Source organism: Streptococcus sp. HMSC067A03 (genome assembly GCF_001814295.1).
GTDB classification, from domain to species: Bacteria; Bacillota; Bacilli; order Lactobacillales; family Streptococcaceae; genus Streptococcus; species Streptococcus constellatus.
Genome location: NZ_KV815646.1, coordinates 207,196 through 233,376, shown reverse-complemented (window position 1 = coordinate 233,376; position 26,181 = coordinate 207,196). Strand labels below are relative to the sequence as shown.

At 39.1% G+C, this 26,181-nt stretch carries 31 protein-coding genes; 20 read left to right on the top strand and 11 right to left on the bottom strand.

Annotated features, from left to right (window positions below; translation table 11 throughout):
* Positions 1–98: 98 nt before the first annotated feature.
* The 6 genes from purE (at position 99) to purB (ending at position 5,657) form a co-directional block, all read left to right on the top strand.
* Entirely contained in the window at positions 99–587 is a 489-nt protein-coding gene (gene purE, locus HMPREF2963_RS03385; RefSeq protein ID WP_070668678.1) for a 5-(carboxyamino)imidazole ribonucleotide mutase, read from the top strand.
* Positions 574–1,665: a 5-(carboxyamino)imidazole ribonucleotide synthase gene (purK, locus tag HMPREF2963_RS03380; RefSeq protein ID WP_070668674.1), complete on the top strand. Its 1,092-nt coding sequence runs from the start codon at positions 574–576 to the stop codon at positions 1,663–1,665. Before purE ends, purK begins: the two co-directional genes overlap by 14 nt.
* Positions 1,665–3,104 (top strand): hypothetical protein, encoded by a 1,440-nt coding sequence (locus HMPREF2963_RS03375; RefSeq protein ID WP_070668671.1) that lies wholly within the window; start codon positions 1,665–1,667, stop codon positions 3,102–3,104. Before purK ends, HMPREF2963_RS03375 begins: the two co-directional genes overlap by 1 nt.
* A 146-nt stretch (positions 3,105–3,250) precedes the next feature.
* Positions 3,251–3,490: a hypothetical protein gene (locus tag HMPREF2963_RS03370; protein ID WP_049476179.1), complete on the top strand. Its 240-nt coding sequence runs from the start codon at positions 3,251–3,253 to the stop codon at positions 3,488–3,490.
* Entirely contained in the window at positions 3,490–4,341 is an 852-nt protein-coding gene (locus HMPREF2963_RS03365) for a hypothetical protein (protein ID WP_049476180.1), read from the top strand. The genes HMPREF2963_RS03370 and HMPREF2963_RS03365 overlap by 1 nt, the downstream gene beginning before the upstream one ends.
* 20 nt (positions 4,342–4,361) lie before the next feature.
* Positions 4,362–5,657: an adenylosuccinate lyase gene (purB, locus tag HMPREF2963_RS03360; protein ID WP_070668668.1), complete on the top strand. Its 1,296-nt coding sequence runs from the start codon at positions 4,362–4,364 to the stop codon at positions 5,655–5,657.
* Positions 5,658–5,848: 191 nt separating this feature from the next.
* Here the strand turns inward: purB and HMPREF2963_RS03355 are convergent, their stop codons facing one another.
* Positions 5,849–6,415, bottom strand: coding sequence for an NAD(P)H-dependent oxidoreductase (locus tag HMPREF2963_RS03355; protein WP_048800216.1), 567 nt, complete (start codon positions 6,413–6,415; stop codon positions 5,849–5,851).
* The gene (locus HMPREF2963_RS03350; protein ID WP_037596303.1) at positions 6,412–7,008 is read right to left on the bottom strand and encodes a TetR/AcrR family transcriptional regulator; all 597 of its coding nucleotides are present in this window, start codon (positions 7,006–7,008) and stop codon (positions 6,412–6,414) included. The genes HMPREF2963_RS03355 and HMPREF2963_RS03350 overlap by 4 nt, the downstream gene beginning before the upstream one ends.
* A 216-nt stretch (positions 7,009–7,224) precedes the next feature.
* On the opposite strand from HMPREF2963_RS03350, the gene dhaK reads away from it, so the two are divergent.
* The 4 genes from dhaK to HMPREF2963_RS03330 are packed head-to-tail and all read left to right on the top strand — an operon-like array spanning position 7,225 to position 9,903.
* Positions 7,225–8,214: a dihydroxyacetone kinase subunit DhaK gene (dhaK, locus tag HMPREF2963_RS03345; RefSeq protein ID WP_070668665.1), complete on the top strand. Its 990-nt coding sequence runs from the start codon at positions 7,225–7,227 to the stop codon at positions 8,212–8,214.
* A gap of 10 nt (positions 8,215–8,224) precedes the next feature.
* Positions 8,225–8,806 (top strand): dihydroxyacetone kinase subunit DhaL, encoded by a 582-nt coding sequence (dhaL, locus tag HMPREF2963_RS03340; RefSeq protein WP_070668662.1) that lies wholly within the window; start codon positions 8,225–8,227, stop codon positions 8,804–8,806.
* On the top strand, positions 8,803–9,177 hold the full coding sequence (dhaM, locus tag HMPREF2963_RS03335; RefSeq protein WP_003071235.1) for a dihydroxyacetone kinase phosphoryl donor subunit DhaM: 375 nt from the start codon (positions 8,803–8,805) through the stop codon (positions 9,175–9,177). The genes dhaL and dhaM overlap by 4 nt, the downstream gene beginning before the upstream one ends.
* Before the next feature lie 12 nt (positions 9,178–9,189).
* Positions 9,190–9,903: an MIP/aquaporin family protein gene (locus HMPREF2963_RS03330; RefSeq protein WP_070668660.1), complete on the top strand. Its 714-nt coding sequence runs from the start codon at positions 9,190–9,192 to the stop codon at positions 9,901–9,903.
* A gap of 300 nt (positions 9,904–10,203) precedes the next feature.
* Here the strand turns inward: HMPREF2963_RS03330 and HMPREF2963_RS03325 are convergent, their stop codons facing one another.
* Positions 10,204–10,920 carry a GntR family transcriptional regulator gene (locus tag HMPREF2963_RS03325; RefSeq protein WP_003071231.1) on the bottom strand — a complete coding sequence of 239 codons (717 nt, stop codon included), beginning with the start codon at positions 10,918–10,920 and terminating at the stop codon, positions 10,204–10,206.
* A gap of 171 nt (positions 10,921–11,091) precedes the next feature.
* On the opposite strand from HMPREF2963_RS03325, the gene HMPREF2963_RS03320 reads away from it, so the two are divergent.
* The 8 genes from HMPREF2963_RS03320 (at position 11,092) to HMPREF2963_RS03285 (ending at position 18,914) form a co-directional block, all read left to right on the top strand.
* On the top strand, positions 11,092–12,879 hold the full coding sequence (locus HMPREF2963_RS03320; RefSeq protein WP_070668744.1) for a glycoside hydrolase family 35 protein: 1,788 nt from the start codon (positions 11,092–11,094) through the stop codon (positions 12,877–12,879).
* Complete coding sequence (locus tag HMPREF2963_RS03315) at positions 12,876–13,352, top strand: PTS sugar transporter subunit IIB (RefSeq protein ID WP_070668657.1); 477 nt, start codon at positions 12,876–12,878, stop codon at positions 13,350–13,352. Before HMPREF2963_RS03320 ends, HMPREF2963_RS03315 begins: the two co-directional genes overlap by 4 nt.
* 18 nt (positions 13,353–13,370) lie before the next feature.
* Positions 13,371–14,264: a PTS mannose/fructose/sorbose/N-acetylgalactosamine transporter subunit IIC gene (locus HMPREF2963_RS03310; RefSeq protein ID WP_003071226.1), complete on the top strand. Its 894-nt coding sequence runs from the start codon at positions 13,371–13,373 to the stop codon at positions 14,262–14,264.
* Positions 14,251–15,078, top strand: coding sequence for a PTS system mannose/fructose/sorbose family transporter subunit IID (locus HMPREF2963_RS03305; protein ID WP_003075051.1), 828 nt, complete (start codon positions 14,251–14,253; stop codon positions 15,076–15,078). Before HMPREF2963_RS03310 ends, HMPREF2963_RS03305 begins: the two co-directional genes overlap by 14 nt.
* A 17-nt stretch (positions 15,079–15,095) precedes the next feature.
* Positions 15,096–15,500 (top strand): PTS sugar transporter subunit IIA, encoded by a 405-nt coding sequence (locus HMPREF2963_RS03300; RefSeq protein ID WP_070668654.1) that lies wholly within the window; start codon positions 15,096–15,098, stop codon positions 15,498–15,500.
* A gap of 152 nt (positions 15,501–15,652) precedes the next feature.
* A complete protein-coding gene (locus HMPREF2963_RS03295; RefSeq protein ID WP_070668652.1) occupies positions 15,653–16,822 on the top strand; it encodes an SIS domain-containing protein in 1,170 nt (389 codons plus the stop codon).
* A gap of 10 nt (positions 16,823–16,832) precedes the next feature.
* Entirely contained in the window at positions 16,833–17,834 is a 1,002-nt protein-coding gene (lacD, locus tag HMPREF2963_RS03290) for a tagatose-bisphosphate aldolase (RefSeq protein ID WP_070668649.1), read from the top strand.
* A 42-nt stretch (positions 17,835–17,876) separates the two neighbouring features.
* On the top strand, positions 17,877–18,914 hold the full coding sequence (locus tag HMPREF2963_RS03285; protein ID WP_070668646.1) for an aldose epimerase family protein: 1,038 nt from the start codon (positions 17,877–17,879) through the stop codon (positions 18,912–18,914).
* A gap of 443 nt (positions 18,915–19,357) precedes the next feature.
* Here HMPREF2963_RS03285 and HMPREF2963_RS03280 read toward each other — a convergent pair whose 3' ends face one another.
* The 8 genes from HMPREF2963_RS03280 to HMPREF2963_RS03245 all read right to left on the bottom strand — a co-directional run bounded on the left by HMPREF2963_RS03280 (position 19,358) and on the right by HMPREF2963_RS03245 (position 24,207).
* Positions 19,358–19,876 carry a DEAD/DEAH box helicase family protein gene (locus HMPREF2963_RS03280; RefSeq protein WP_070668643.1) on the bottom strand — a complete coding sequence of 173 codons (519 nt, stop codon included), beginning with the start codon at positions 19,874–19,876 and terminating at the stop codon, positions 19,358–19,360.
* 34 nt (positions 19,877–19,910) lie between these two features.
* Positions 19,911–20,660 (bottom strand): class I SAM-dependent methyltransferase, encoded by a 750-nt coding sequence (locus tag HMPREF2963_RS03275; protein ID WP_070668640.1) that lies wholly within the window; start codon positions 20,658–20,660, stop codon positions 19,911–19,913.
* 112 nt (positions 20,661–20,772) lie between these two features.
* Positions 20,773–21,555: an AAC(3) family N-acetyltransferase gene (locus tag HMPREF2963_RS03270; RefSeq protein ID WP_037596329.1), complete on the bottom strand. Its 783-nt coding sequence runs from the start codon at positions 21,553–21,555 to the stop codon at positions 20,773–20,775.
* 60 nt (positions 21,556–21,615) lie between these two features.
* Positions 21,616–22,053 (bottom strand): GNAT family N-acetyltransferase, encoded by a 438-nt coding sequence (locus tag HMPREF2963_RS03265; protein WP_003071204.1) that lies wholly within the window; start codon positions 22,051–22,053, stop codon positions 21,616–21,618.
* Positions 22,053–22,493 (bottom strand): hypothetical protein, encoded by a 441-nt coding sequence (locus tag HMPREF2963_RS03260; protein WP_070668741.1) that lies wholly within the window; start codon positions 22,491–22,493, stop codon positions 22,053–22,055. The genes HMPREF2963_RS03265 and HMPREF2963_RS03260 overlap by 1 nt, the downstream gene beginning before the upstream one ends.
* 112 nt (positions 22,494–22,605) lie before the next feature.
* Positions 22,606–23,256: an ABC-2 transporter permease gene (locus HMPREF2963_RS03255; protein WP_070668637.1), complete on the bottom strand. Its 651-nt coding sequence runs from the start codon at positions 23,254–23,256 to the stop codon at positions 22,606–22,608.
* On the bottom strand, positions 23,256–23,990 hold the full coding sequence (locus HMPREF2963_RS03250; RefSeq protein WP_222609647.1) for an ABC transporter ATP-binding protein: 735 nt from the start codon (positions 23,988–23,990) through the stop codon (positions 23,256–23,258). The genes HMPREF2963_RS03255 and HMPREF2963_RS03250 overlap by 1 nt, the downstream gene beginning before the upstream one ends.
* A 1-nt stretch (position 23,991) precedes the next feature.
* A complete protein-coding gene (locus tag HMPREF2963_RS03245; protein ID WP_006269106.1) occupies positions 23,992–24,207 on the bottom strand; it encodes an AbrB/MazE/SpoVT family DNA-binding domain-containing protein in 216 nt (71 codons plus the stop codon).
* Between the two features lie 240 nt (positions 24,208–24,447).
* Between HMPREF2963_RS03245 and ruvB the strand changes: the two genes are divergently transcribed.
* Both ruvB and HMPREF2963_RS03235 read left to right on the top strand, forming a co-directional pair.
* Positions 24,448–25,446, top strand: coding sequence for a Holliday junction branch migration DNA helicase RuvB (gene ruvB / locus HMPREF2963_RS03240; protein WP_070668631.1), 999 nt, complete (start codon positions 24,448–24,450; stop codon positions 25,444–25,446).
* A 5-nt stretch (positions 25,447–25,451) separates the two neighbouring features.
* Entirely contained in the window at positions 25,452–26,018 is a 567-nt protein-coding gene (locus HMPREF2963_RS03235; RefSeq protein WP_048800200.1) for a nucleotidyltransferase family protein, read from the top strand.
* Positions 26,019–26,181 lie beyond the last annotated feature (163 nt).

Here is a 26,181-nt window from a genome sequence, read left to right as displayed (position 1 = left end):
AATTTGCGACTTCAGGCTCAAATTTTAGGAATGAAACCGAAGGTTTGCTTCCGACCCACCACCTAAGACCATTATCAAAAAGAAAAAGGATATTAACAATGAAACCAATTATTTCTATCATCATGGGCTCCAAATCTGACTGGGCTACCATGCAAAAAACTGCTGAAGTTTTAGATCGCTTCGGTGTTGCCTACGAAAAGAAAGTCGTTTCTGCCCACCGCACGCCTGACCTCATGTTTCAGCATGCAGAAGAAGCCCGCAGTCGCGGTATCAAGGTCATCATCGCTGGTGCTGGTGGCGCAGCTCATTTGCCAGGTATGGTAGCGGCCAAAACCACTCTGCCTGTCATCGGCGTACCTGTCAAATCACGCGCACTCAGCGGTCTGGACTCGCTTTACTCTATTGTGCAGATGCCAGGCGGTGTGCCTGTGGCAACTATGGCCATTGGTGACGCGGGAGCAACCAACGCTGCCCTGACTGCCCTTCGGATCTTGGCGATTGAAGACCAAGACCTAGCAGCAGCGCTAGCGGATTTTGCTGAAGAACAAGGAAAAATCGCTGAGGAGTCTACGAATGAGCTCATCTAAAACAATCGGAATCATCGGTGGCGGTCAGCTGGGTCAGATGATGGCTATTTCTGCTATCTACATGGGGCACAAGGTGGTGACGCTGGATCCAACGGCGGACTGTCCTGCCTCGCGCGTGTCTGAGATGATTGTGGCGCCTTACGATGATGTGGATGCTTTGCGTCAATTGGCGGAGCGTTGCGACGTACTGACCTATGAGTTTGAAAATGTCGACGCTGACGGTCTTGATGCGATCGTAGGAGGCGGTCAGCTGCCGCAGGGTACTGATCTACTACGCATTTCGCAAAACCGTATTTTTGAAAAGAACTTCCTCGCCAACAAGGCTAGCGTGACGATCGCTCCATATAAGGTGGTGACCTCTAGTTTGGACTTGGAGGATTTGGATTTGGGCAAGACTTACTTCTTGAAAACGGCCACAGGCGGTTATGATGGACACGGTCAAGTCGTCATTAAATCACCCGACGATTTAGCTGCCGCGAATCAATTAGCCAATTCTGCTGAGTGCGTCTTGGAAGAATTTGTGGACTTTGACCTTGAAATCTCGGTCATTGTCTCAGGTAATGGCAAGGACGTGACGGTCTTCCCCGTTCAGGAAAACATCCATCGCAACAATATCCTGTCTAAGACTATTGTCCCAGCTCGTATTTCTGATAGTCTAACTGAGAAAGCTAAAACCATGGCGGTACGAATCGCAGAACAGCTTAATCTGTCTGGAACTCTTTGCGTGGAGATGTTTGCGACAGCTGATGATATCATCGTCAATGAGATCGCCCCACGCCCCCACAACTCAGGACACTACTCGATCGAAGCCTGCGACTTCTCACAATTTGACACCCATATCCTAGGCGTCCTCGGGCAACCTCTCCCAGCCATCAAACTCCATGCCCCAGCCGTCATGCTCAACGTCCTCGGTCAGCACATTCAACAAGCTCAAGAATATGTCTCCAAAAACTCTAGCGCCCATCTCCACATGTATGGTAAAATAGAAGCGAAGCACAACCGAAAGATGGGGCATGTGACCCTCTTTAGTGATAAGCCTGATGAAGTGAGAGAGTTTGGGGAAGGGATTGATTGGTAATGTATCAGAAATATATTTTTAAAATAACTGGAAATAATATTATCTCTAACAAAGAGGTTTTAATTCGGAATTTGACGCAAAATCCAGAAAAATTAGATATAAAAAATGGTAAGGCTGAAATAGATGATAAAACGTTGGATATTAATATAATTTATGAGAATAGTTCAAAAAAACCAACGGGTATTATAACGGTTAGTAGTGAGGATGTTGAATCTTTAGAACATTTTGACTCTATTATTACTGAAATAACTAAGAACGAACATAAATTTAATGAGTTTAGGTGTATTTTTGATGGAATAAGTAGCTACTACTCTAAAAAAATATATTCAAAATTACACGATATTGAAAGAAAAACTCAAGAATTTTTAAAAGAGTTATTCTATATTTCTGATGAAAGTGGTAAACTTGACAAATTTCAAACAACCCTGAAAAATATGGAAAAAAATGATTTTACATTTAGTAAGTTAATTAAAGAAATATTTGATAGAGGGGCTATAACTGAAGAATTTATAGATCACATAAAGTATTGTATTGAAGAACAAAGTGTCCCTAGTCCTACTCTTTTCCCTAAAAGTTTTTGGGACAGTTCGCTATTAACAGGTAGTCAGAAGGAAGGGACAGAGATAAATGAACTACTTGAAGAAATTCGTAAGACTCGTAATACAATTGCTCATTGTAAAAAGTTCTCACAAAAAGAATATGAGAATTGTAAATTGAAGGTTGATGAATTAAATGATAAGCTTGAAGAAGTAATCTCTTCGATCGAGAATGAAAGTATAACGGATAGAAGAAATACGGAACCACTTATAGGAGAGGCTGAAAGAATAAGTAATTCCCTTCAGTCGGAGGATAGTGAAATAAAACGAGCATACTTTAAAGAATACCAACAATTAAAAAAAGACCGACAAGTTACAAATTTAATAGATTTTAGCAACGATGACTTTGATTCTCATGTTGAGTTTTATGCTCATTTAAATGAAAAGACTGATGAGGAAATTATAAATGAAACGAAAATTTTAGAACAAAAAAATTCAATTGACATTGGAATTCCAAAAGAAGAAATGTCAGAGGATGACTTAACTATCATTGTTCCAGCACAGAAGGAGGGGTTTGAACAAGTTTTCTTAAAAGATAATGAATGGTATGATATTCGTATTGGAAAAAATAGAAGAAGTAAAATTAAATATATTGCTGGATATGAAATAAAACCTAGAAGTGGTATTCAATATATTGCAAAAGTTAAAAAAATAATTCCATCTGAAAATGCTTTTGGATATTGGAAAGTAATATTTGATGGTGAACCCCAAAAATATGATCACTTGATTCATTTGGGTAATACATATCCACCTCAGAATATAAGATATACAACGAAACGAGAATTAGACGAAGTAGCTGAAAATAATGAAACGTTGGAGAAAATCTTTAATAATGCATATTAAATCGATAGTGATGCATAAACTAGAAAGAATAAATATGCTTATGTGTCATAGTAAAGATTTCTTAATTTGTCTATAAATATAAAAGAAAGGAACGATGGTATCAAATTCTCTAAACTGAATATAGATTACTAACTAGGTTGATTACTATGATACAAATTATCGTTAATGCATTTGTTGAAAAGGATAAGACTGGAGCAGTTGTTGAAGTCTTGTTTGCTAGCGCTGACCATGACAAGGTGCAAGCCAAATATGATGAATTAATTGCTCAATACCCCGATAACTATTTGGCTATCTATGATTTGCCATTGGATACTGATTTGAATACACTAGATCACTACCCATCAGTATGGATTGGGAAAGAGGAGTTTAAGGAGAGAGAAGGATAATGATTTTAGATTTATTTAATAATGAAAATAATACTATTGAAACGGATACTCTTAGCATAAAGGAGCATGCAATAGCTACTCAAAACGATGTTATTCAGATAGATAATATTTCTATGATGACAAAAGCAACATTGGCGTTTAGAATTTCTTTGAAAGAAATAGTTTTTGTAGCTATTATGTTAATAATGTTTCCGATAGATTTTATTCCAAATATCATTCCGATTACTTTTTTGGCTTTGTACATTTATATTGTATATAACCGTTATGAGAAATATCTTAAAACAAAATATTACATAGAGTTCAATTTAGGGTCTAGCAAAAATTCTTATTTGTTTTTTAAGGAAGAAATATTTCGAGACAAAGTATATGAAGTAATTAAAAAATCTTTTGGTGATAAAAATCAGATCACTTTTATTGATATAAAACATCAACAAATTGGTGGGGAACAAAATATTTTTGAAACAGGCTCATATAAAACAACTGTATCAGGTAATGATAATGTAGTTGGAAATGATTTTGGTTCGGGTAATAATGTCACATTTAATGGGGACAACAATGTTAACTCAAATATTGTTACAGATTCTATTTTAGAAAAATCTAATATGAATGTTGAGTTTCCGTGGTCGGAACTTTCTAAACAACTTCAACAGATTGTTAACAATGCTTCTGTTCTATCTGAGCAATCTATCGAAATTTTAAAGGATTTACTTGCTGCAACTGACAAAAATAGCGAGTCTGAATTTACTGTAATTGTTAAAGAAAATGCATCATTTTTTAATCAACAATTTATTAAAGATATAATATCAGGAACTTTAGGTGGAGTTATTTCATCATTACTATCAGGCAGATAAAATTATAGGAGAAACTAACAATGATAAATCGTTACTCTCGCCCCGAAATGGCGAACATTTGGACTGAGGAAAATAAGTACAAGGCTTGGCTGGAGGTAGAGATTCTGGCTGACGAGGCATGGGCTGAGTTGGGGGAAATCCCTAAGGAAGATGTGACTTTGATTCGCGAGAAGGCGGACTTTGACATCGACCGTATTTTGGAGATTGAGCAGGAGACTCGCCACGATGTGGTGGCTTTCACACGTGCGGTTTCTGAGACGCTTGGTGAGGAGCGCAAGTGGGTCCACTATGGTTTGACTTCTACCGACGTGGTGGATACGGCCTACGGTTACCTCTACAAGCAGGCCAACGACATTATCCGTCGTGACCTTGAAAATTTCACCAACATCATCGCTGACAAGGCTAGGGAGCACAAGTTCACCATCATGATGGGGCGTACCCATGGGGTGCATGCGGAGCCGACGACTTTTGGTCTCAAGCTAGCGACTTGGTACAGTGAAATGAAGCGCAACATCGAGCGTTTCGAGATTGCGGCTGCGGGTGTGGAAGCTGGGAAAATATCTGGTGCGGTTGGGAACTTCGCCAACATTCCGCCATTTGTGGAGAGCTATGTCTGTGAGAAATTAGGCATCCGTCCGCAGGAGATCTCGACTCAAGTCTTGCCACGTGACCTTCACGCTGAATACTTCTCTGCTTTAGCCTTGATTGCGACGTCTATTGAGCGTATGGCGACGGAAATCCGTGGTCTGCAAAAGTCTGAGCAACGCGAGGTGGAAGAGTTCTTTGCCAAGGGTCAAAAGGGTTCATCTGCCATGCCTCACAAGCGCAACCCTATCGGCTCTGAAAATATGACTGGTCTGGCGCGTGTTATTCGCGGTCACATGGTGACAGCCTTTGAGAATGTCTCTCTATGGCATGAGCGCGACATTTCCCACTCATCAGCTGAGCGGATTATCGCACCGGACACGACCATTCTCATCGACTACATGCTCAACCGCTTTGGTAATATCGTCAAGAACCTGACCGTCTTCCCTGAAAATATGAAGCGGAACATGAACTCGACCTTTGGTCTTATCTTTAGCCAGCGGGCCATGTTGACCCTGATTGAAAAAGGCATGACGCGAGAGCAAGCTTATGATCTGGTGCAGCCAAAGACTGCCCAGTCTTGGGATAATCAAGTAGACTTCAAGCCTCTGCTCGAAGCGGATCCAGAAGTCACTTCTCGTTTGACTCAGGAAGAGATTGATGAAATCTTCAACCCTACTTACTACACCAAGCGCGTAGATGAAATCTTCAAGCGCGTGGGGCTGGATTAGACATAAAAACGAGCCTGGTCAAAAAGTCCAGGCTTTTGAATTTAAATTAGAAAAAATAGATGACCAGTGGTTGATTGGCATCTTCCTTCGCTTTTTAAGCTCCAAAGATGACCTAATCAACTGTGTGTGGGGCGGGAAGACGAACTTTTTTAACTTGTTTGAAGTTCTTTCCCGCTCCCATTTTCTTTATCTTAAATTTGACTAGCCAGTTGCCCGATTTTCTTGAGCATTTCTTGGCGTTGTTGATCTGTCTTGCGTTCTACTCCGTTGAGCTCTGTCAGTTTGACGGGAGAAATACTACAAAGTTTCAGGACTTGATTTTTAAGTACCTTGCCGTAGTCTTGGACAAAAGGCAGGGCAAAACCTGGTGTGTTGTGGCTGACGATAATCCAGCCAGACTTGCCTTGCAGGTGACCTTGCATGCCGACTTTCTTATAAGAGTAGGCAAAGTCAGCCGCAAAGACACGGTCGATAAAGCCTTTGAGAATGGCCGGCATACCGCTCCACCAGATAGGGAAAATGAAAATCAGATGGTCTGCCCAAGTAATCAAATCCCGGTATTTTGCCATTTCAGGGTCTTTGTGCAGGTCACGGCGTCTATGTTCATGGTCAAAGCGCAAAATCGGATCAAAATTTTCAGCATACAAGTCCAAGGTTTTCACTTCGTGCTTCTTAGAAAGATTGCTTTGAACTTCTTTGAGAATAGCAGCATTGAAGCCAGTTGGGCTGGGGTGGGTGTAAATAATCAAGGTTTTCATGATCGTTCTCCTTTGATATAAATGTCAAGCATGTGTTCGATTGTGCTTTGGATGGCTTGAGGATCAAGGTCTTGTCCGATAGGACTGTTGGTCAGAACGGCCAGACCTGTGATAAAGCTCCAAAAGTGAAAAAGGCTTTCTGCTTCGCTATTGCTAAAATTTTCCTCCTTGCGAAGCTTTAAAACAAGCTCCTTAAATTTATCAAATCCAGGCAAGTCCGACTCCAAGAGAATGGTATCCTGCGTCACCTTCATATATTTAAAAGGGAATTTGATAAAGAGAGCTTCGAAAAAATGAGGGTAGGTCTTGGCAAAAAGAATGAAATTAAGTCCAAGCTGGGTCAGCTGATCACGCGCAGAACCTGTCGCATCCATACTCTGATTGATTTCCTGATTGAGAAACAGCGAAAGCTGAGTCAAAACCACCTTGAGGTAGCCTTCCTTGCTCTCAAAATGGCGGTAAGGGCTGCCGTGAGTTACACCGCAGGCCTTGGCAACAGTCCTGAGCGAAAGCTGTTCAATTCCGTGTTTTCCGATTTCGTCAATCCCTGTTTGAATGAGTTGTTCTTTCAGCTGGGCAGTATTGCGTTTCATTCATTTTCTCCTAAAGTATACACTGTCTACTTATCTATTTTTAGTATACACTGTCTACTTTTTATTGTCAACTAATTTGATGCTTTCTTCTATTCTAGGATGTGGCAGAATTTGCTTTCGGTAAGATAAAATGTTAAAATAATATCAAAATGATAGCGCTTTCTTTTTAGGGCGAATTGCTCATTTTAGAGAAGCGCCGAGAAATGGAGGACACCTATGAAAAAAATTATCAATCAACCAACGGCTGTTGTGGACGAAATGCTGGACGGTTTGGCTTATATCCACAGTGATTTGGTGCATCGTGTAGAAGGCTTTGACATCATTGCCCGAAATAGCGAAAAGTCTGGCAAAGTAGCTATTATCTCAGGTGGCGGTAGCGGTCATGAGCCTGCACATGCTGGCTTTGTGGGCAACGGTATGCTTTCGGCTGCGATTTGCGGAGCGGTCTTTACTTCGCCAACTCCTGACCAAGTCTTGCAAGCAATCAAAGAAGCAGACGAGGGCGCAGGTGTGTTCATGGTTATCAAGAATTATTCTGGTGACATCATGAACTTTGAAATGGCACAAGATATGGCAGAAATGGAAGGAATCGAGGTGGCAAGTGTTGTTGTCGATGACGATATTGCTGTAGAAAATAGCCTTTACACGCAAGGTCGACGCGGTGTTGCAGGTACGATTTTTGTACATAAGATTTTAGGTCATGCGGCGCGTGCCGGAAAATCATTGAGTGAAATCAAGGCATTGGCTGATGAATTGGTTACTCAGATTCATACGGTTGGGTTGGCTCTCAGCGGAGCAACAGTTCCTGAAGTTGGGAAACCCGGCTTTATCTTAGCTGATGACGAAATTGAATTTGGAATCGGCATTCATGGAGAACCTGGTTATCGCAAAGAAAAAATGCAGCCGTCTAAAGAATTGGCACAAGAATTAGTGGAAAAATTGAAAGACTCTTTTGAACTCAAAGCAGGCGATAAAATCGGAATCCTTATCAATGGCATGGGTGCAACACCGCTCATGGAACAGTATGTCTTTGCAAACGATGTGGCTGGAATCCTTGCAACAGCAGGTCTGGAAGTTATCTATAAGAAATTAGGAAACTACATGACATCTATTGACATGGCAGGCATTTCTTTGACTTTTATCAAGCTAGAGCACAAAGAATGGGTAGACGCATTAAATAGTCCTGTTACAACAATTGCTTGGTAGGAGGTATGATATGGATGCAGAATTAGCAAAGAAATGGATGCTTCTCTTTAACGAAAAAATTCAAGCAAATAAAGACTATCTGTCAGAGTTAGACACCCCTATTGGTGACGGGGATCACGGAGGAAATATGGCGCGCGGTATGGCCGCTGTCGTTGAAAATTTGGAAGGAAAGGATTTTGCCAATTCAGCAGAAGTCTTTCAAGTTGTCTCCATGCAATTGCTTAGCAAGGTTGGCGGGGCCTCTGGCCCCCTTTACGGCTCAGCCTTTATGGGAATAATGAAGGCTGAGAAGGAAGGCACTAGCTTGGTGGATGCTGTTCAAGCAGGACTTGATATGATTCAAAAGCGTGGGAAAGCGAGCGTCGGTGAAAAAACGATGGTAGATGTCTGGGCTGGTGTGGTAGAAGCAATTCGAAGAGAAGAATTGACCAAAGAAACCATTCGTGCTTTGGTTGAATCAACCAAAGATATGAAAGCAACGAAAGGTCGAGCTTCTTATGTGGGTGAACGTTCGATTGGGCATATTGATCCAGGTTCGTATTCATCAGGCTTGCTTTTTGAAGCCTTGCTAGAAGCGGAGAGACTGACATGACAGAAGTTGGGATTGTCGTGGTTTCTCATTCAAAATGGATCGCTCAAGGCGTTGTGGATTTAATTTCAGAAGTCGCCAAAGATGTCTTACTGACCTATGTAGGTGGTACAGAAGATGGAGGTATTGGTACAAGTTTTGAGCAAGTCCAAACGATTGTAGAAGCCAATGAAGCAGAGAAGATTTTAGCTTTCTTTGATCTTGGATCGGCTCGCATGAATCTGGAGCTAGTAGCAGATTTTTCAGATAAAGACATCATCATTAACAATGTTCCCATTGTTGAAGGAGCTTATACTGCGGCTGCTCTTTTGCAAGCTGGTGCAGATTTGGCGACCATACAAGAACAATTGAAAGAGTTAGAAATTAAGAAATAAAGGAGTTTGATTATGATTCAGTATCTCGGTGAATTTTTAGGAACTTTTATCCTAGTATTGCTTGGCGACGGGGTTGTTGCCGGGAATGTTTTGAGCAAGACGAAAGAAGAAGGAACCGGCTGGGTTGCTATCGTTTTAGGCTGGGGGATTGCCTGTACCGTAGCGGTTTATGTATCCGGATTTTTTAGTCCAGCTCACTTGAATCCAGCGGTCACATTCGCAATGGCCTCTATTGGAGCGATTAGTTGGGGGCAAGTCTTTCCTTTCATTATTGCACAAATGCTGGGTGCAATGGTTGCAGCTTTCGTTCTATGGCTTCATTACTATCCTCACTGGGTTGAAACGAAAGATTCTGGCTTGATTTTAGCTAGTTTTTCAACTGGTCCAGCCATTCGCCATACAGCCTCTAACTTTTTAGGTGAAGCATTGGGAACGGCTGTTCTCGTCATTACGATTATGGCAATTGGACCTAATAAAGTTGCTGCTGGTCTAGGACCTATCATCGTAGGAATGGTTATTTTTGCAGTCGGTTTTTCACTTGGTCCAACGACAGGTTATGCGATCAATCCAGCAAGGGATTTGGGACCGCGTATTATGCATGCTGTTTTACCAATTGCGAATAAAGGAGATTCTGACTGGTCCTATGCTTGGATTCCAGTTTTGGGTCCAATCGTTGGTGGTGTTGTAGGGGCTTTGCTTTATAATCTTGTTTTAAGCATGATGTAAGAATATCAAAGGCAAGATATTTAAAATAAAGGAATTATATACTTGTACACAACCACAAAGTATGATTGTTAAATTTACAAAAATCTTGTTTCAAAATACTACATATTGTGATTGGTGTAAACTGCGATATAGTTCCCTAAAATAAAACAAACGCGAGATGAACAGTAGTTTGTCTCGTGTTTAGTATATATTTTTTCGAAATAGTACTTTTTTGTTTCAAAATTGGTCTAGATAGGTTATAATAATTTTAAGATATAAAAAAGAACAACTGACGCTCAGATGTTCTTTACGTAAAAATAATTAATGATTTCCACTGCGTGACACGAACTTGATTTTAAAGAAGTCGCCACGTTTGTAGGCTTCGCTATACTCTAGAATTTGCCCTGTGCTTTCTAACTGTGTTGTTTTTACTTGGAAGACCGTTGGGAAGTTTGTGTCAATGTCCAGTAATGTTGCAACAGTTTTTGGTGTCGGGAAGATTATTTCATTTGTTTCTTCAAAGTGCTCATCATTCATGTGGATATGATAATCTTGTTTAAAGCGGTTATAGATAGAGCTATAATATTCAAGATTTGGATAATTGGCATTGATATATTGCTCTGGAATATAAGTTTGATGATAGATGTAGGGGATATCTTTCGCTTTACGGAGCCTCTCAATTTTATAGTAAAATTGATGTCCCTTTAGCTCTAACTTGTCAAGAATTGTTAAGTCGTTTCCACGTTCGATCGATAAAACGGTCACTTGATCAGTTTGGGTAGGGAATATCTCAACATCAGAAAATTCAACGAGTTTGTGCTTGCGGGCGCGTGACACAAATGTTCCTTTTCCTTGTTGGCGGATAATGTACCCATCTTTTGCTAACTCGTTTAGAGCTCTGACAACGGTAATAGAACTCACATCGTACATTGTGATTAGCTCAGCTTCTGTATAAAATTTATCTCCATTTTCAAATTGACCTGAGATAATCTTACTTTTGAGTTCGTCTTTTATGTATTGGTACTTAGGGATTGCCATATTGTTCACCTCTCTTTCACTTCCCTCTCATAAAAAATTTTACCATAAATTTCAATAAAATGGTTAAATTTATTAAATTTTAAAAAAACTATTGACATTTCATGCAAAATATATTATATTAACCTATGTAAACGATTGCAAGAAAATTATTGTGTGAAAGAGGGAAATGGTTTGGCAAGATTTGAGATTAGAGAAGAATTTTATCTGAATCAACAGCCTTTTAAAATATTATCTGGTGCTATTCATTATTTTCGGATCCAGCCAGATGATTGGTACCATTCACTTTATAATTTAAAAGCTCTGGGCTTTAATACAGTAGAAACCTATATTCCTTGGAATATGCATGAGCCAATAAAAGGGCAATTTGATTTTGAAGCTATCCTTGATGTAGAAAAATTCTTGCAAACAGCACAAAATTTGGGACTGTATGTTCTTCTTCGGAGTTCTCCCTATGTCTGTGCAGAATGGGAATTTGGCGGTTTACCTGCTTGGCTCTTAGAAGAAAACATGAGAATTCGGTCTTCTGATCCTGCTTATCTTGCTGCAGTTGCCAACTATTATGATGAATTGCTTCCACGATTAGTGCCACATCTTTTGGAAAATGGTGGCAGTATTCTCATGATGCAAGTAGAAAATGAATATGGCTCTTATGGCGAAGACAAGGAATACTTGAGAGCTGTTCGAGACATGATGCTAGAGCGAGGTGTGACTTGTCCGCTCTTTACGTCAGATGGTCCGTGGCGAGCTACTTTGCGAGCAGGAACGCTGATTGAAGATGATGTGTTTGTAACGGGGAATTTTGGCTCTAAGGCAAAAGAAAATTTTGCGCAGATGCAGGAATTCTTTGATGAGCATGGCAAAAAGTGGCCACTCATGTGTATGGAATTTTGGGACGGTTGGTTCAATCGTTGGAAAGAGCCAACTGTCACGCGAGATCCAGAAGAATTAGCTGAAGCGGTTCACGAAGTCTTACAACAAGGCAGTATCAACCTTTATATGTTTCATGGAGGAACAAATTTTGGGTTCATGAATGGTTGTTCAGCGCGAGGAAACATTGACCTGCCACAAGTAACGTCTTATGATTACGAAGCTCTCCTTGATGAACAAGGAAATCCAACACCAAAATACTTTGCCATTCAGCGAATGTTAAAAAAATATTATCCAGAGTATCCACAGAGAGAGCCTTTGGTAAAAGAAACGTTTGAGTTAAAGAATATTCCGCTCAGTGAGAAAGTTAGCTTATTTGAGACTTTAGAAGATATAGCGCAGCCAATCGAGAGTCTGTATCCTATGAAAATGGAGGAGTTGGGCCAAAATGTTGGTTATCTGCTCTATCGTACACAAGCAGAATGGGATGCGGATAAGGAACGGGTTCGTGTCATTGACGGGCGTGATCGGATGCAGCTTTTTGTAGACGGGAACTTTATTACGACCCAATACCAGACAGAAATCGGACAAGACATCTTTGTTGCTGCTGAAAAAGGTACCAATCACACAATTGACATTCTCATGGAAAATATGGGACGGGTCAACTACGGACATAAATTGCTGGCAGATACGCAGCATAAAGGTATTCGCACAGGAGTTTGTAAAGATCTCCATTTTATGCTTCATTGGAATCAGTATACATTAGAGTTCAAAAATCCAGAAGCGATTGATTTTACGAAAGAATGGCATGAAGATCAGCCAGCATTCTATGCGTTTGATGCGGAATTGAAAATGCTTAAAGATACTTATCTGGATTTGACCAACTTTGGCAAAGGAATTGTCTTTGTCAACGGTGTCAATATTGGCCGTTTCTGGGATGTTGGACCAACCTTATCACTTTATATTCCACATGGTCTATTACGGATTGGAAACAATCGCATTATTATTTTTGAAACCGAAGGAAAATATAGTAAATTCATTGATTTAGTTCATAAACCTACATTTAAACCAATAAAGGGGGATAAACTATGACAATTATAGCTAATCGGATTGATGGACGTTTGATCCATGGGCAAGTAGCCAATCTTTGGACTACAACATTAAATATTTCACGTATTATGGTTGTAGATGATGAAGTAGCAGAAAATACTATTGAAAAGAGTGGCTTGAAGTTGGCGACACCAGCTGGTGTAAAATTGAGTGTGTTACCAGTTGCAAAAGCGGCAGAAAATATCCTAGCAGGCAAATACGATAGCCAGCGTCTGCTCATTGTTGCGAAAAAGGCAGATCGTTTTTTGAGATTAGTAGAAGCAGGAGTACCAATCGAAACGCTCAATGTGGGCAATATGTCGCAGACATCTGAAACGCGTTCGGTCACACGATCGATCAATGTGGTGGATGAAGATGTAGCCGTATTTAACAAATTACATGACAAAGGTGTGGTTCTAACAGCCCAAATGGTTCCAAATGATCCAGTTGAAGACTTTATGAAATTATTGAAATAAATTTAGGAGGTCATTGTTATGATACAATGGTGGCAAATTCTCTTACTAACGCTGTATTCAGCGTATCAAATTTTGGATGAGTTGACGATTAACTCATCAGCAGGATCTCCTGTTTTTGCAGGATTTATTACGGGTCTGGTCATGGGTGATCTGAAGACAGGCCTATTTATCGGTGGTAGTTTACAACTGGTTGTACTCGGTGTGGGAACATTCGGCGGTGCTTCTCGGATTGATGCAACCTCTGGTGCAGTTCTTGCAACAGCTTTCTCAGTAGCTACAGGTATCAAAGCGGAATTGGCGATTTCAGCTATCGCAGTTCCGGTAGCAGCGTTGCTGGTTTATACTGATGTTCTTGGACGTTTCTCTACAACTTACTTTGCACATCGTATTGATGCAGCGGTTGAAAAATTTGACTACAAAGGTGTTGAACGCAATTACTTACTCGGTGCTATTCCATGGGGGCTTTCACGAGCACTTCCAGTATTTTTAGCTTTGTGGCTTGGTGGGGATGCTGTAAAAGCATTCTCCGATTGGCTTGCCAATAATGCACAATGGATTGCAGATGGTTTGATTCTTGCAGGTAAAATGCTTCCTGGTGTCGGTTTTGCAATTTTGCTTCGTTACCTTCCAGTAAAGAAAAACCTTCATTATCTTGGTTTAGGCTTTGCCATTACAGCAATGTTGAAAGTTGTTTTTGACTATATTTCAACATTAGCGACAGCATCAAGTGCTGTCAAACCCATTGCAAAGGCTCTCGGTGGAGCTAAGTTTGAGGGGCTTCCAATGATTGGAATTGCGATTATTGGCTTTGCTTTAGCAGCTCTTAGCTATCAAAATGCTATCAACAAACAAGTGGTGACTGTTGCTGCGGAACAATCAGAAAGTGGGGAAATTGACGATGACGAACTCTAATTACAAATTAACAAAAGAAGATTTTAAACAAATCAACCGTCGTAGTCTCTTTACTTTCCAATGGGGTTGGAACTACGAGCGTATGCAAGCATCAGGTTATCTCTATATGATTTTGCCGCAGTTGCGTAAGATATACGGTGATGGTACGCCAGAATTAAAAGAAATGATGCGAACACATACGCAATTTTTCAACACGTCTAACTTTTTCCATACTTTGGTGACAGGGATTGACCTTGCGCTTGAAGAAAATGAAGGGGTTGCGGCTAAAGATACTGTTACAGGGATTAAAACTGGGTTAATGGGTCCATTTGCAGCGATTGGTGATGCGATTTTTGGTTCAACTATTCCTGCAATCATGGGTGGTTTGGCAGCAGGTCTTGCCATTGATGGCAATCCTCTTGGTATTTTCCTTTGGATAGGAGTAACGATTGCGATTAACGTTTTCCGTTGGAAACAATTAGAATTTGCCCACAAAGAAGGCGTCAAATTAGTTACAACGATGCAGGATAAATTGTCCGCAATCACAGATGCTGCAACTGTTCTTGGTGTGTTCATGGTAGCTGCTTTGATTGCTACAATGATTAACTTTAAGTTTACTTATGTACAAAGTTTCGGTGGTGTAAAGTTCAATCTTCAAGAAACGTTGGATAAAATCTTCCCGCGTTTGGTTCCGGCATTGTTTACTGGATTTGTTTATTGGCTGCTTGGTAAGAAAGGTATGAATTCAACCAAAGCAATCTTTATTGTCATTATTATTGCAATTGGTGTTTCTGCACTTTCACACTTTACTCATACGCCAATCTTAGGTGTTTAAAAGGAGCTTTTCTATAAATGATAAAACAACTTATACTAGTTAGCCATGGTCACTTTTGTGAAGAATTGAAAAAAAGTACCGAAATGATTATGGGGCCTCTGGAATTCGTTCATACAGTTCCCTTACTTCCGGAAGAAGGAATAGACGACTTTACGGCTAAATTTTTAGCGACTGTAAAAGAGCTAGATGATTACATTGTCTTTGCTGATTTGCTTGGAGGAACACCTTGTAATGTCGTTAGTCGCCTTATTTTGGAAGGGCTTCAAATTGAACTCTATGCAGGAATGAATATGCCCATGGTGATAGAATTTATCAATTCTGCCTTGACTGGTGTGGAAGCAAAATATATTGAAAAAGCAAACAGATACATTGTGAAGGTCAATGATATGTTGGCAGCAATGAATGATGAGGAAGATGAATAAAAATATATCCAGTTAATAGTGGCTGAGAAAGCGCATACTTGGTATAATAAGGAGGAGGGGATAAGAAAATGGATTTCTTAGAAATCCTTATTTCCCGCCCCCTTCTTTTGGTTAATAGAAAACATCACATCTGCAAAGCAGAAAGGAGAAATATGCTCAATTATACAAAGGAAAAATTAGTTGAATTAGGTGCGGAAATCACCACGAGAGAAATTTATCAACAGCCACAGGTTTGGCAGACGGCTTTTGAAAATTATAAAGCACAAGCTGATGAGATTGTAGCGTTTCTAAATGGTATTGATGAAAAGCATGACTATATCAAGGTTATTTTGACAGGGGCTGGAACATCAGCCTATGTTGGAGATACGCTTTTACCTTATTTTAGAAAGCTGTATGATGAACGCAAGTGGAATTTCAACGCCATTGCAACAACGGATATTGTAGCCAATCCTTTGGCGTATTTACACAAGGAAGTACCGACTGTTCTCGTTTCTTTTGCCCGTAGCGGAAATTCGCCAGAGAGTGTGGCAACAGTTGATTTGGCAAAGGACTTGGTTGAGGAACTGTACCAAATTACAATTACATGTGCAGCAGAAGGGAAGTTAGCGCAGCAAGCACATGGTGATGAACGCAATTTGCTCTTGCTTCAGCCTGCACTATCAAATGATGCTGGCTTTGCTATGACCTCAAGCTTTACGTCTATGATGTTAACCGCTTTGCTCGTCTTTGACAAGGCAAATTTAGATGTAAAAGAAGGGAAGATTGCTGCTTTAATAGCTTTGAGTCAAAAGGTGCTAGATTCGGCAGAAATGATTCAAAAGATGGTATCCTTGGATTACAATCGAGTCATTTATCTGGGAGCAGGGCCATTCTTTGGCTTGGCACATGAAGCTCAACTGAAAATTTTGGAATTGACTGCCGGACAAGTGGCGACGATGTATGAAAGCCCTGTTGGTTTCCGCCATGGTCCAAAATCATTAGTAAATGAAGAAACGGTCATTGTGGTGTTTGGTTCGACAGACTCATACACCAAATTATATGATCTTGATTTAGTACGAGAAGTGGCTGGAGATGATATTGCCCGCAAGGTGATTTTATTGACAGATCAGAGGGAAGATTTGGAAAATGTTGAACAGATCATTCTTTCTAGCCAATCACTAGCAGATGACGTTTATCGCGTGTTCCCTTATATTGTCTGTGGTCAATTATTTGCCTTATTAACATCCCTTAAGGTTCAAAATCGTCCAGACACACCGTCTCCGACAGGAACGGTCAACCGTGTTGTGCAAGGTGTCATCATTCACCCGTTTGATAAAGAATAGGAAGGAATCTATGGAAAAATTAAAAATTAGTCACGAAAAGTTATCACATTTAAAGAAGCTGTCAGATGAAAATGGTATGATTGGAGCTTTGGCGATTGATCAGAGAGGTTCGCTGAAAAAAATGCTGGCAAGTGGTGCACGTACTGTATCGGGCAATGAAGCACTGATTGAGTTTAAACAATTGATTTCCAGTCAGTTGACTCCGTATGCAACTTCTATCCTTTTGGATCCAGAATATGGTGTCCCTGCTACTAAATTACGGGCATCAGAGTGCGGTCTTATTGTTGCTTATGAAAAGACAGGGTATGATGCGACAACAGAAGGTCGCCTGCCAGACTTGCTACCAAATTGGTCTGCTAAACGCATTAAAGAACTAGGCGCCGATGCAGTCAAAGTTTTGATTTATTATGATGTAGATGACAAACCTGAAATCAATGATATCAAACAAGCTTGGGTCGAACGAGTAGGGAGTGAATGTCTAGCAGAAGATATACCTTATTTCCTTGAAATTCTGACTTATGATACGAAGTGTACTAGTGTAGTAGATGCAGATTATGCAAAAGTAAAACCTCACAAAGTCAATGAAGCCATGAAGCTCTTTTCAGAACCACGTTATAATGTAGATGTTTTAAAAGTCGAAGTTCCTGTAAATATGCATTTTGTAGAAGGTTTTGCCAAAGATGGAGTAGAACCAGTTTATAGTCTCGCAGAAGCCAAGGCTTTCTTTAAGGAACAATCTGATACGACGCATCTGCCATTTATTTTCTTGAGTGCTGGAGTTAGCGCAGAGCTTTTCCAAGAAACACTGAAAGTGGCACATGAGGCAGGTTCTCAATTTAATGGTGTCCTTTGTGGTCGTGCTACCTGGAAAGAAGCTGTTACGGTCTTTGCAGATCAAGGAGCGGATGCAGCTAGAACTTGGTTGGATGAAACAGGACGTCAAAATATTAACGGCTTAAATCGTGTCTTACGTGAAACAGCTGTTTCGTGGATGGAGAAGTTAGATATTTAAAATAGGAAAATGTAAAATGGTAATAAAAACAAGGAAAGTTGTATGAAATCTTATCAAGAAGCTATTTTCGGAACATTTCAAGGGCAAGATATTGTTTCTTACACATTTGAAAATGATTTGGGCTATCGTTTGAAAGTTATGACTTATGGAGCGACTGTCTTAGAATATGTCACTCCGGACAGAAATCATGAATTTACAAATATCGTAGTTGGGTTTGATTCTTTTGATGCTTATGTAGGCAATAGCCCTAAATATGGCGCAAGCGTTGGACCAGTTGCAGGACGGATTGCAAAGGCTGAGTTCGAGTTGAATGGAGAAATCTATCCGTTAGAGGTCAATAATGCAGAAAATTGTAATCACAGCGGATCTACTGGCTGGGATAGTGCCATTTTTCAAGTGGAAGAGGTCACGAATGAAAGTGTCACTTTTTATATTGAACGCACAGACGGAACAGGTGGTTTCCCAGGAAATTTGAAGGTCTGGGTTTCTTATACTTTAACAGAATTGGGTGAGCTAGAGGTTTCGTATCAAGTTCAAACGGACAAGGACACTTTAGTTAATCCGACCAATCACAGTTACTTTAACTTAACAGGCGATTTCCGTCAGCCAATTGATCATTGTATTTTGCAGCTGAATACTCTTGGTGTCTATCCTATCGCACCAGATGGAATACCTGCTAAAATACCAGATTCAGAACATAACTTTGTAAAACAGCTTTGCCAAGGCGTTTCTATGAAGGATATTTTTGCAGATCAAGATGAGCAGATTCAGATTGTATCAGGCTTAGATCATCCATTTGTTTTGGATAAAAAACAGGAATATGCTGGCTCTCTTTATGAGCCAGAATCTGGACGTTATCTTACTTTCAAAACTAGTGCACCTTGTTTGGTGACTTACTCAGCAAACTTTGTGGATGATACGGTCATTTTAAATGGGCATCCCATGATTCAGCACAATGGCTTAGCTCTTGAAACTCAGGCGCTTCCTGATGCCATTCATAGCGACTTGAAAGCAGATGTTATCTTAAAAGCGAGTGAGATTTTTACCAGCACGACCATTTATCATGCAACAAGCAAATGAAAATGAATATTGAAAACGGCAGTTGATTGTTCTGTCGTTTTTATTTAATACCAGTTTAAAATACTTATTCCATATTAGTATCATCAAATAAAAATCTTTAGTGTCTATTTGTAAAATCTACGGTTAAACCAGTTTACTAACCTAATTTTTTATAATAAAAGGAAGTGAGTTTTATCTCTTTGCTTCCTCTCACTCTTGGTATTGATGCGAAAGAGGGATTGGTTGCATCAACAACCCAAAAATTCCATATAAATAAAAAAACACACAAACAGATTTCACTCTGTCCATGTGTTTTGCTGGTTTTGATAAGAATACGGAGGATTCTTTTGTATAGATAGTGATGTGTTACTCCCGTAAATAATCGCCGTGTAAAATTATTTTAAATTCATCAAAACTGTAATCACCCTTTAATGCTATTCCTTTTAAAATCTATATTATCTCTCTTAAACAAAAAACTTATCTGAAGATTTTATTCTATTTACAGTTTCTTTAATATCTAAATGATCCGTATAAAGCAAATGATTCTTATTCATATTTCTAGATAGAAATTCATTTCTTGATGTAATGGATAACTCACCAGTTCTTTCTATTTCTTTTCTAGAAGAATCTCTATCTTTAAGAGTCTGTTCTTCTGCTAGCAACACACAATATTTTAATTTTATTTGTTTCGTTTTTAAGAAGTCTTCCATTTTTTTAATTTGGTCTTCAAATAGTACATAGTTTATGATTACTGTCATATCTCTAGCAAGTAAATTATTGGTAATACTAATGACATTATCCCAGAACAAATCCATATAGTAGCCATCATCTTCCCATGGTGCTACCAAGCCACTTTTAATCATTAAATAAATACTGTCTCCTTCTATAACAGCACTTTTGTCAAATGTGTAAGCTAACTCTTTGCTAACACTACTTTTCCCAACACCTGGCGGCCCAGAAATAATATAAACACAGTTTTCCATATTAACACCTCTACAAATTTTAATTCTATTTCTATCATTTAACTGATTTTGTTGCAATATATGTTTTAATATTCAGTTCATGCAGTCTACCAAAACCATTTGTATCTTCATATATATCAAGCAGAGTAAACCCCGCCTTTAACTGTCCGCCTATTTGCTCTGTCATATTGTGAGAGAATTGCATGCCAGCATTTTCTTTTATCATAAAATCTTTGGCTGTTTTATCTTTTAATGGATTAAAAGGCATTTTCCAAATAATTTCTTTTTCTTCATTATCTACAATGTAATTTATTTCATTGTTTAATCCTGCCAGAAAAATTCCACCCTTTTTCAGAACTCTATATACTTCATTAAAAATGGGCTGCACATCTTCAACATAACAGTTGGAAACCGGATGAAATACTATATCAAAGGCTTCATCCTCAAAAGGCAAAGCTTTTGTCATATCGCCTTCAATCGCTTTAATAGTATAGCCTTCTCTTTCAGCAATTAAAAATTCACTTTCTATTTGCTTTGACGAATTATCAAGCACAGTGCAATCTGCACCTAATGCGTTAAATATAGGTATTTGCTGCCCACCACCTGATGCTAAACCTAAGATTTTGTTTCCATTTAAATTTCCTAACCATTCATGTGGAACAGGAACCGTCGGAGTAAGAAAAACATTCCACTCTCCGTTTTTTGCATTAATATACTCATCATGTGAAGTTAGTTTACCCCATTCCCAGCTTTCTTCAACCCATCTATCTATAGTTTCTTTATTGATATCCTGATATGATTTCATTAGTTATTTCCTTTTATAAATTCTAAGTTTATCTGTTAAACTTAGAATTATTGACTTATTTTTGCTAAAGTTTAGCCAGTTTATCGTTTCCTTCACAATGATTAAATTCAACCTATTTACGATGCTTTTCAATCCAGGAAACGGAAAAATCTACTAGATTACGCTGTTGCATCAATCTAGAATCAGCATTGCCGATTTTCCCTATATTTGCAAGACCCTTTTCCTCAAACGCGATTCCTATGTCCTCAAAATCTTCTCCGTCAACAAATAAGGTATTATACGCTTTCCATATCCGAACACCATCTTGAAGTATGGCACTGTGTTCAATACAGTCATGTTTCCCAGGATACTCTGCACGGACATCCGCTAAGTGTATGGAGGTGTTTTTATCATATCCAACCCCTAATAACAGTACTTTTGCGTCAAGTTCATAGAGTTTTGCGATAGGTGATCCCTCCCCAAATATATTTGAAAGGGTGTGTTCCGCTGTAATATATTCAGCCTGTTTTCCCCATGCACAAATTGATCTTGCTGGATGATCTGTTCTGATGCTCCCCGGCCATTGACGGAACATTTCTGCAACAGCTCCCATTGTATTTGTTGGCGTTATCTGTTTATCATATGCTGGCCAATTCTCTCTAATTTTATCCCAGTCTGACTCGTCTGCATTCCAGTGCACACCTGTTTCCGGATCTAAATTTTTCCATGACTGTGTCGGCATCACAATGGTACCTTCAGAAGTAACGACTTCAATTAGAGCTTCTATCACAGTCTGCGCTCCTCCACATACATATCCAATACTTTTTAACGATGTATGGACAATGACAACATCTCCTTGTTTCAGGCCCAGTTGTGTCAGGTCCGCTACGATATCATTTTTATCTACTGTTCTCATAATTCTTTCCTCTTGTGAGCAAAATTTATCCTAAATTCATCCGACAGTCCGGCATTTATTTTACTCAATCCATTGTATAAATGCTCTTTTATCTTCGGCATTATAGCCGGCATTCTTATAAAAAGTTAATGTACTTTTGTTCTTTGTACCCGTCAAAAGCATTATTTTATAGCAATTGTTTTCTATCGCTATTTCCCTAGCATAATAGAGACATTCTGTCGCATATCCTTTTCCTCTATGTTCTTCATGCGTCACCACATTCTCAATAAGGGCATATGGGCGTATATTTCTGGTTAGATTCGGAATGATGACACAAACGCAGGATGAAAGGATCTGACCATTTATCTCTTTTACAATAATATGGTGATTTTTATCTTCCATGATTGCATTCCAGGTACCCTTCAAAGTTTCAATATCTTTCGGAATCTCTTTTTCATGCAAGAACAGATATAGGTTCAACAAGTCATATAAATCTTCTCTAACAGCTTCTCGTATCATCAGCATCTCTCCGCCATGTATGTTTCCACTTCTTCAGCAGTCAATTTTCTCACCTGTGTATTGGGAAATTCCTGATATTCTTCAACTGAAAAAACAGACGCCATTTTTTCACAAGTTTTTCCTTTATTCTTTTTTAGATATAATTTCAAATCTTTATTGCTTACAAAAATTTTATACGAAAATCTGCCCTTTTCACTTTTCAATTCATAAATACCACATGGCTTTTTTTCTGTATAATCGGCAGTTCTCAAATACAGCTTTGCAATTTCTAATGATTTAAATGGAAAATTCCACCGTTGCAATCCGCGACTTGAATCATGTTCAATACAAATACACCGACCACAAGTGCCACAAATATATTGTGTATGATTCGTTAAACAATCCAAAGGATTTAAAAGTGGTGTTATTCTATTTTGATCAACATAACATTCTTTACACATGTTCATTTCACAACCTCTCAGAATTTCAATTTTATCTATATGAGTCTACATGAGTCTATCATTTTTTGCCCTGATTTCATCAGCAAAGAACGTTTAACTAATATACTCTAATTTACAAATTAATTTCTTCAAAATCTTTTAAAGCTTTTTTGTAAGAAAACCAAGTACATAACATAAACACGGTGATACCAATCGCCAATATGGCAACCTGCAGTATGCTTAAATTTGCAGGATCATTTAGGCTTTCCAAGCCGGGAATGTGATGTAACACTTCTCCCATGAATATTATGATAGATCCGACTACGCAGAATAAGATGAAAGGCTTCCCAATCTTGTAAGCCGTCTTAAAAAATCCTGCTAAAAAAATACCATTAAAGGACGCGAATACAGCTAATAAATAGCCAAGATAAGCCGCATTTGCATTCATCAATGGATTTGTTACATACGGGGCGGCATTACCTAGAAATTTCATCCTAATAATCGTTAGCAATGCGCATAAGACAAAAGCTATCAATTCGATGAACAAAACAAATAGATACTTAGCTGAAACCACATCTTTTTTCCTTACCGGCAGCATAACCGTGTAGGTAATATCATCGTATTCCCGAACTTGCTGGTAGGTATAGAAAATGCCAAGACAGATAAAAAAGGAACCGACAAGAATAGGGTATCCTGGAATCATCGTCATAGTTGAAAAAGCTATAAACCAATAGCTCAAAGGATTTGCTGACAGTTTCATTTCCTTATAAAGAAGTTTTTTCATCACAGATTCACCTCTTCTCTTTCGATATGCACCATAATATCTTCAAGTGTTGGTGCACCACCTATTTCCTCCGTGTAATGGCGGATAAAGTCTTCTTTTTTCGCAGATAAAAGCAATTCTCCATTTTTGATGTAGGTGATCGTATCTGCACATTTCTCCAAATCACTGGTAATATGGGTAGAAAATAAGATTGCTACCCCTTTTTCAGCCAGTTTACGGAAAATTTCATTCATTTCATCTCTGGATACGGGGTCAAGCCCGCTGGTCGGCTCATCCAAGATTAAAAGCTTGGCGTGATGAGAAAGAGCCAAGGTAAGGTAAAATTTTACCTTCATACCCTCAGAAAGTTCCATAATCTTCTTATTTTCATCAAGTTTAAATCCGGTAAGGTAATGACGGTAAGCCTCATTATCCCAATTTTCATAAAAAGTACGAGTAATGGCTACAATATCCTTTAGTTTTTCTCTTTTGTAATAATTGATTCCACCTACTGCATACCCGATCTGCTGTTTAATTTTATCCTCATTATTCAGATAGTCCATACCAAGAATACGAACCCTGCCCGCATCAGGATGGATAAGATTTAGAATCGATTTCAGAGTTGTCGTTTTACCTGCACCGTTTCTACCTATAAATCCCATAACTTCACCGGCTTCAATATGAAAACTAACAGGTTTTAATTCAAAAGCTGGATATTTTTTTGTCAGATTATTTATTTCCAGAACATATCCCATATTATTCATCTTCTTTCTCTTCAAAAGCCACTTCCATCAAGTGCGCGAATGCTCCTTTAGGCGGTATAGCGATACCTCGTTTTTCATCGCCAAGAAGCAGAAGCGTATCACCAGGCTTGATATTAAATACCTCTCGTGCCTGCTTCGGTATTACTATCTGACCTTTTTCCCCAACTGTAGCTGTCCATGCATATTTTCCTTTTGGTGTTTTCGCCATGCTCGTCTCCTCTTAAGTATGTTTCGTATGATTTGTATGACTAATTATACCATATAATCTTAAAATAACAAACTTTTATGTCATATCATAAATCATACTTGCCACACCAATATACTTAAACTCATTTATAGATAGTAAACTCGTAGTAATTTGATTGGTTTTATTCTTGATAGGGAATACTGTTTCCAGTGTTTATGCGGATAATTGGGATTTGATAATGTTTTTGTTATAATAATAGTTATGAGTAGAATTTTAGATAATGAATTGATGGGAGACGAAGAGTTAGTAGAACGCACGCTTCGTCCCCAGTATTTGCAAGAATATATTGGGCAAGATAAGGTCAAAAATCAATTAAAGATTTTTATTGAGGCAGCTAAGTTGCGAGATGAGGCGCTAGATCACACCTTGCTTTTCGGACCTCCGGGACTAGGGAAGACCACTATGGCCTTTGTTATTGCCAATGAACTAGGAGTCAATCTCAAGCAAACTTCTGGTCCAGTCATCGAAAAAGCAGGTGATTTGGTAGCGATTTTAAATGACCTAGATCCGGGAGATGTCCTCTTTATTGATGAAATTCATCGCTTACCCATGGCTGTGGAAGAGGTGCTTTACAGCGCGATGGAGGATTTCTATATTGACATCATGATCGGTGCAGGGGAGACCAGCCGTAGCGTTCACTTGGAGTTGCCGCCTTTTACGCTGATTGGAGCAACGACGCGGGCAGGTATGCTGTCAAATCCTCTACGCGCACGTTTCGGGATTACTGGTCACATGGAATATTATGCAGAAGCAGATTTGACTGAGATTGTGGAGCGAACGGCAGAAATTTTTGAAATGGATATCACTCATGAAGCAGCTGAGGAATTGGCACTGCGCAGTCGGGGTACGCCTCGGATTGCCAATCGGCTTCTTAAACGCGTACGAGATTTTGCTCAAATAATGGGAGATGGCTTGATTGATGCTCGTATCACTGATCAGGCTTTATCAATGCTGGACGTGGATCAAGAAGGGCTGGATTATGTAGATCAGAAGATTCTTAAAACCATGATTGAGGTTTATGGTGGTGGCCCGGTTGGTCTGGGAACTCTTTCGGTTAATATCGCTGAAGAACGAGAAACAGTTGAAGATATGTATGAGCCTTATCTGATCCAAAAAGGCTTTGTCATGCGGACGAGAACAGGGCGCGTGGCGACCCGCAAGGCTTATGAACATCTAGGATATGAGTATTTTGAAAAGTAGGATTTATGAAAATAGCAGAGCAGGATATTTTAAATCAATTTACTGCAGATAAAGATTTGATGACGATTTTAACAATGATTCGCAGTTTGCAGCTAAAAGATAGTTGGTTGGCTGCTGGCAGTGTACGAAATTTTATCTGGAATTATTTGTCAAATCAACCGGGATTTGATAAAGAGACAGACGTTGATGTAATTTTCTTTGATCCAGCTATTTCTTATGAAGAAACCCTTAAAATCGAGACAAAACTGAAAGAAAACTATCCAAACTATAACTGGGAACTGAAAAATCAGGTTTATATGCATATTCACAATCCTAATACAGAACCTTATCGAGATTCTAGAGATGCTATGAGCAAGTACCCAGAACGCTGTACAGCAATTGGGCTTCGCTTATTGGACAACGACCAGTTGGAATTGTTTGCTCCTTATGGTTTAGACGATATTCTAGAGTTCCGAATTGCATCCACTCCGCATTTCCTAGAAGATGCAGACAGGAGGCAGCTCTATAACATGAGAATACAGAAAAAAGATTGGCAGAAGAAGTGGAACAATCTTCAAATTGAATTTCTTTAAAATTTTTTAGAAAAAAGAAAAATCTTTAAGAAAAATTTAAGTCAGCATCGTTATACTATAATTACAAGTTGAGAGAAGCTTAACTTGAACTCCTAAAAACTTTTCTTTTTCATAATAATCTCCCTATAAGAGTCGCCCAATCGGCGGCTTTTTTGAGATTTAT

Excerpts from the sequence above, each read along its gene's own strand:
- HMPREF2963_RS03300 (WP_070668654.1), top strand. The coding sequence starts at position 15,096 with ATGATAAAACAACTTATACTAGTTAGCCATGGTCACTTTTGTGAAGAA.
- HMPREF2963_RS03310 (WP_003071226.1), top strand. The coding sequence starts at position 13,371 with ATGATACAATGGTGGCAAATTCTCTTACTAACGCTGTATTCAGCGTAT.
- HMPREF2963_RS03370 (WP_049476179.1), top strand. The coding sequence starts at position 3,251 with ATGATACAAATTATCGTTAATGCATTTGTTGAAAAGGATAAGACTGGA.
- HMPREF2963_RS03260 (WP_070668741.1), bottom strand. The coding sequence starts at position 22,493 with ATGTGTAAAGAATGTTATGTTGATCAAAATAGAATAACACCACTTTTA.
- purE (WP_070668678.1), top strand. The coding sequence starts at position 99 with ATGAAACCAATTATTTCTATCATCATGGGCTCCAAATCTGACTGGGCT.
- HMPREF2963_RS03315 (WP_070668657.1), top strand. The coding sequence starts at position 12,876 with ATGACAATTATAGCTAATCGGATTGATGGACGTTTGATCCATGGGCAA.
- lacD (WP_070668649.1), top strand. The coding sequence starts at position 16,833 with ATGGAAAAATTAAAAATTAGTCACGAAAAGTTATCACATTTAAAGAAG.
- HMPREF2963_RS03265 (WP_003071204.1), bottom strand. The coding sequence starts at position 22,053 with ATGATACGAGAAGCTGTTAGAGAAGATTTATATGACTTGTTGAACCTA.
- HMPREF2963_RS03295 (WP_070668652.1), top strand. The coding sequence starts at position 15,653 with ATGCTCAATTATACAAAGGAAAAATTAGTTGAATTAGGTGCGGAAATC.
- HMPREF2963_RS03305 (WP_003075051.1), top strand. The coding sequence starts at position 14,251 with ATGACGAACTCTAATTACAAATTAACAAAAGAAGATTTTAAACAAATC.
- HMPREF2963_RS03250 (WP_222609647.1), bottom strand. The coding sequence starts at position 23,990 with ATGGGATATGTTCTGGAAATAAATAATCTGACAAAAAAATATCCAGCT.
- HMPREF2963_RS03355 (WP_048800216.1), bottom strand. The coding sequence starts at position 6,415 with ATGAAAACCTTGATTATTTACACCCACCCCAGCCCAACTGGCTTCAAT.
- HMPREF2963_RS03365 (WP_049476180.1), top strand. The coding sequence starts at position 3,490 with ATGATTTTAGATTTATTTAATAATGAAAATAATACTATTGAAACGGAT.
- HMPREF2963_RS03245 (WP_006269106.1), bottom strand. The coding sequence starts at position 24,207 with ATGGCGAAAACACCAAAAGGAAAATATGCATGGACAGCTACAGTTGGG.
- dhaK (WP_070668665.1), top strand. The coding sequence starts at position 7,225 with ATGAAAAAAATTATCAATCAACCAACGGCTGTTGTGGACGAAATGCTG.
- HMPREF2963_RS03275 (WP_070668640.1), bottom strand. The coding sequence starts at position 20,660 with ATGAAATCATATCAGGATATCAATAAAGAAACTATAGATAGATGGGTT.
- HMPREF2963_RS03255 (WP_070668637.1), bottom strand. The coding sequence starts at position 23,256 with ATGAAAAAACTTCTTTATAAGGAAATGAAACTGTCAGCAAATCCTTTG.
- HMPREF2963_RS03375 (WP_070668671.1), top strand. The coding sequence starts at position 1,665 with ATGTATCAGAAATATATTTTTAAAATAACTGGAAATAATATTATCTCT.
- HMPREF2963_RS03325 (WP_003071231.1), bottom strand. The coding sequence starts at position 10,920 with ATGGCAATCCCTAAGTACCAATACATAAAAGACGAACTCAAAAGTAAG.
- HMPREF2963_RS03330 (WP_070668660.1), top strand. The coding sequence starts at position 9,190 with ATGATTCAGTATCTCGGTGAATTTTTAGGAACTTTTATCCTAGTATTG.
- HMPREF2963_RS03270 (WP_037596329.1), bottom strand. The coding sequence starts at position 21,555 with ATGAGAACAGTAGATAAAAATGATATCGTAGCGGACCTGACACAACTG.
- dhaM (WP_003071235.1), top strand. The coding sequence starts at position 8,803 with ATGACAGAAGTTGGGATTGTCGTGGTTTCTCATTCAAAATGGATCGCT.
- HMPREF2963_RS03235 (WP_048800200.1), top strand. The coding sequence starts at position 25,452 with ATGAAAATAGCAGAGCAGGATATTTTAAATCAATTTACTGCAGATAAA.
- purK (WP_070668674.1), top strand. The coding sequence starts at position 574 with ATGAGCTCATCTAAAACAATCGGAATCATCGGTGGCGGTCAGCTGGGT.
- HMPREF2963_RS03280 (WP_070668643.1), bottom strand. The coding sequence starts at position 19,876 with ATGGAAAACTGTGTTTATATTATTTCTGGGCCGCCAGGTGTTGGGAAA.
- purB (WP_070668668.1), top strand. The coding sequence starts at position 4,362 with ATGATAAATCGTTACTCTCGCCCCGAAATGGCGAACATTTGGACTGAG.
- dhaL (WP_070668662.1), top strand. The coding sequence starts at position 8,225 with ATGGATGCAGAATTAGCAAAGAAATGGATGCTTCTCTTTAACGAAAAA.
- ruvB (WP_070668631.1), top strand. The coding sequence starts at position 24,448 with ATGAGTAGAATTTTAGATAATGAATTGATGGGAGACGAAGAGTTAGTA.
- HMPREF2963_RS03350 (WP_037596303.1), bottom strand. The coding sequence starts at position 7,008 with ATGAAACGCAATACTGCCCAGCTGAAAGAACAACTCATTCAAACAGGG.
- HMPREF2963_RS03285 (WP_070668646.1), top strand. The coding sequence starts at position 17,877 with ATGAAATCTTATCAAGAAGCTATTTTCGGAACATTTCAAGGGCAAGAT.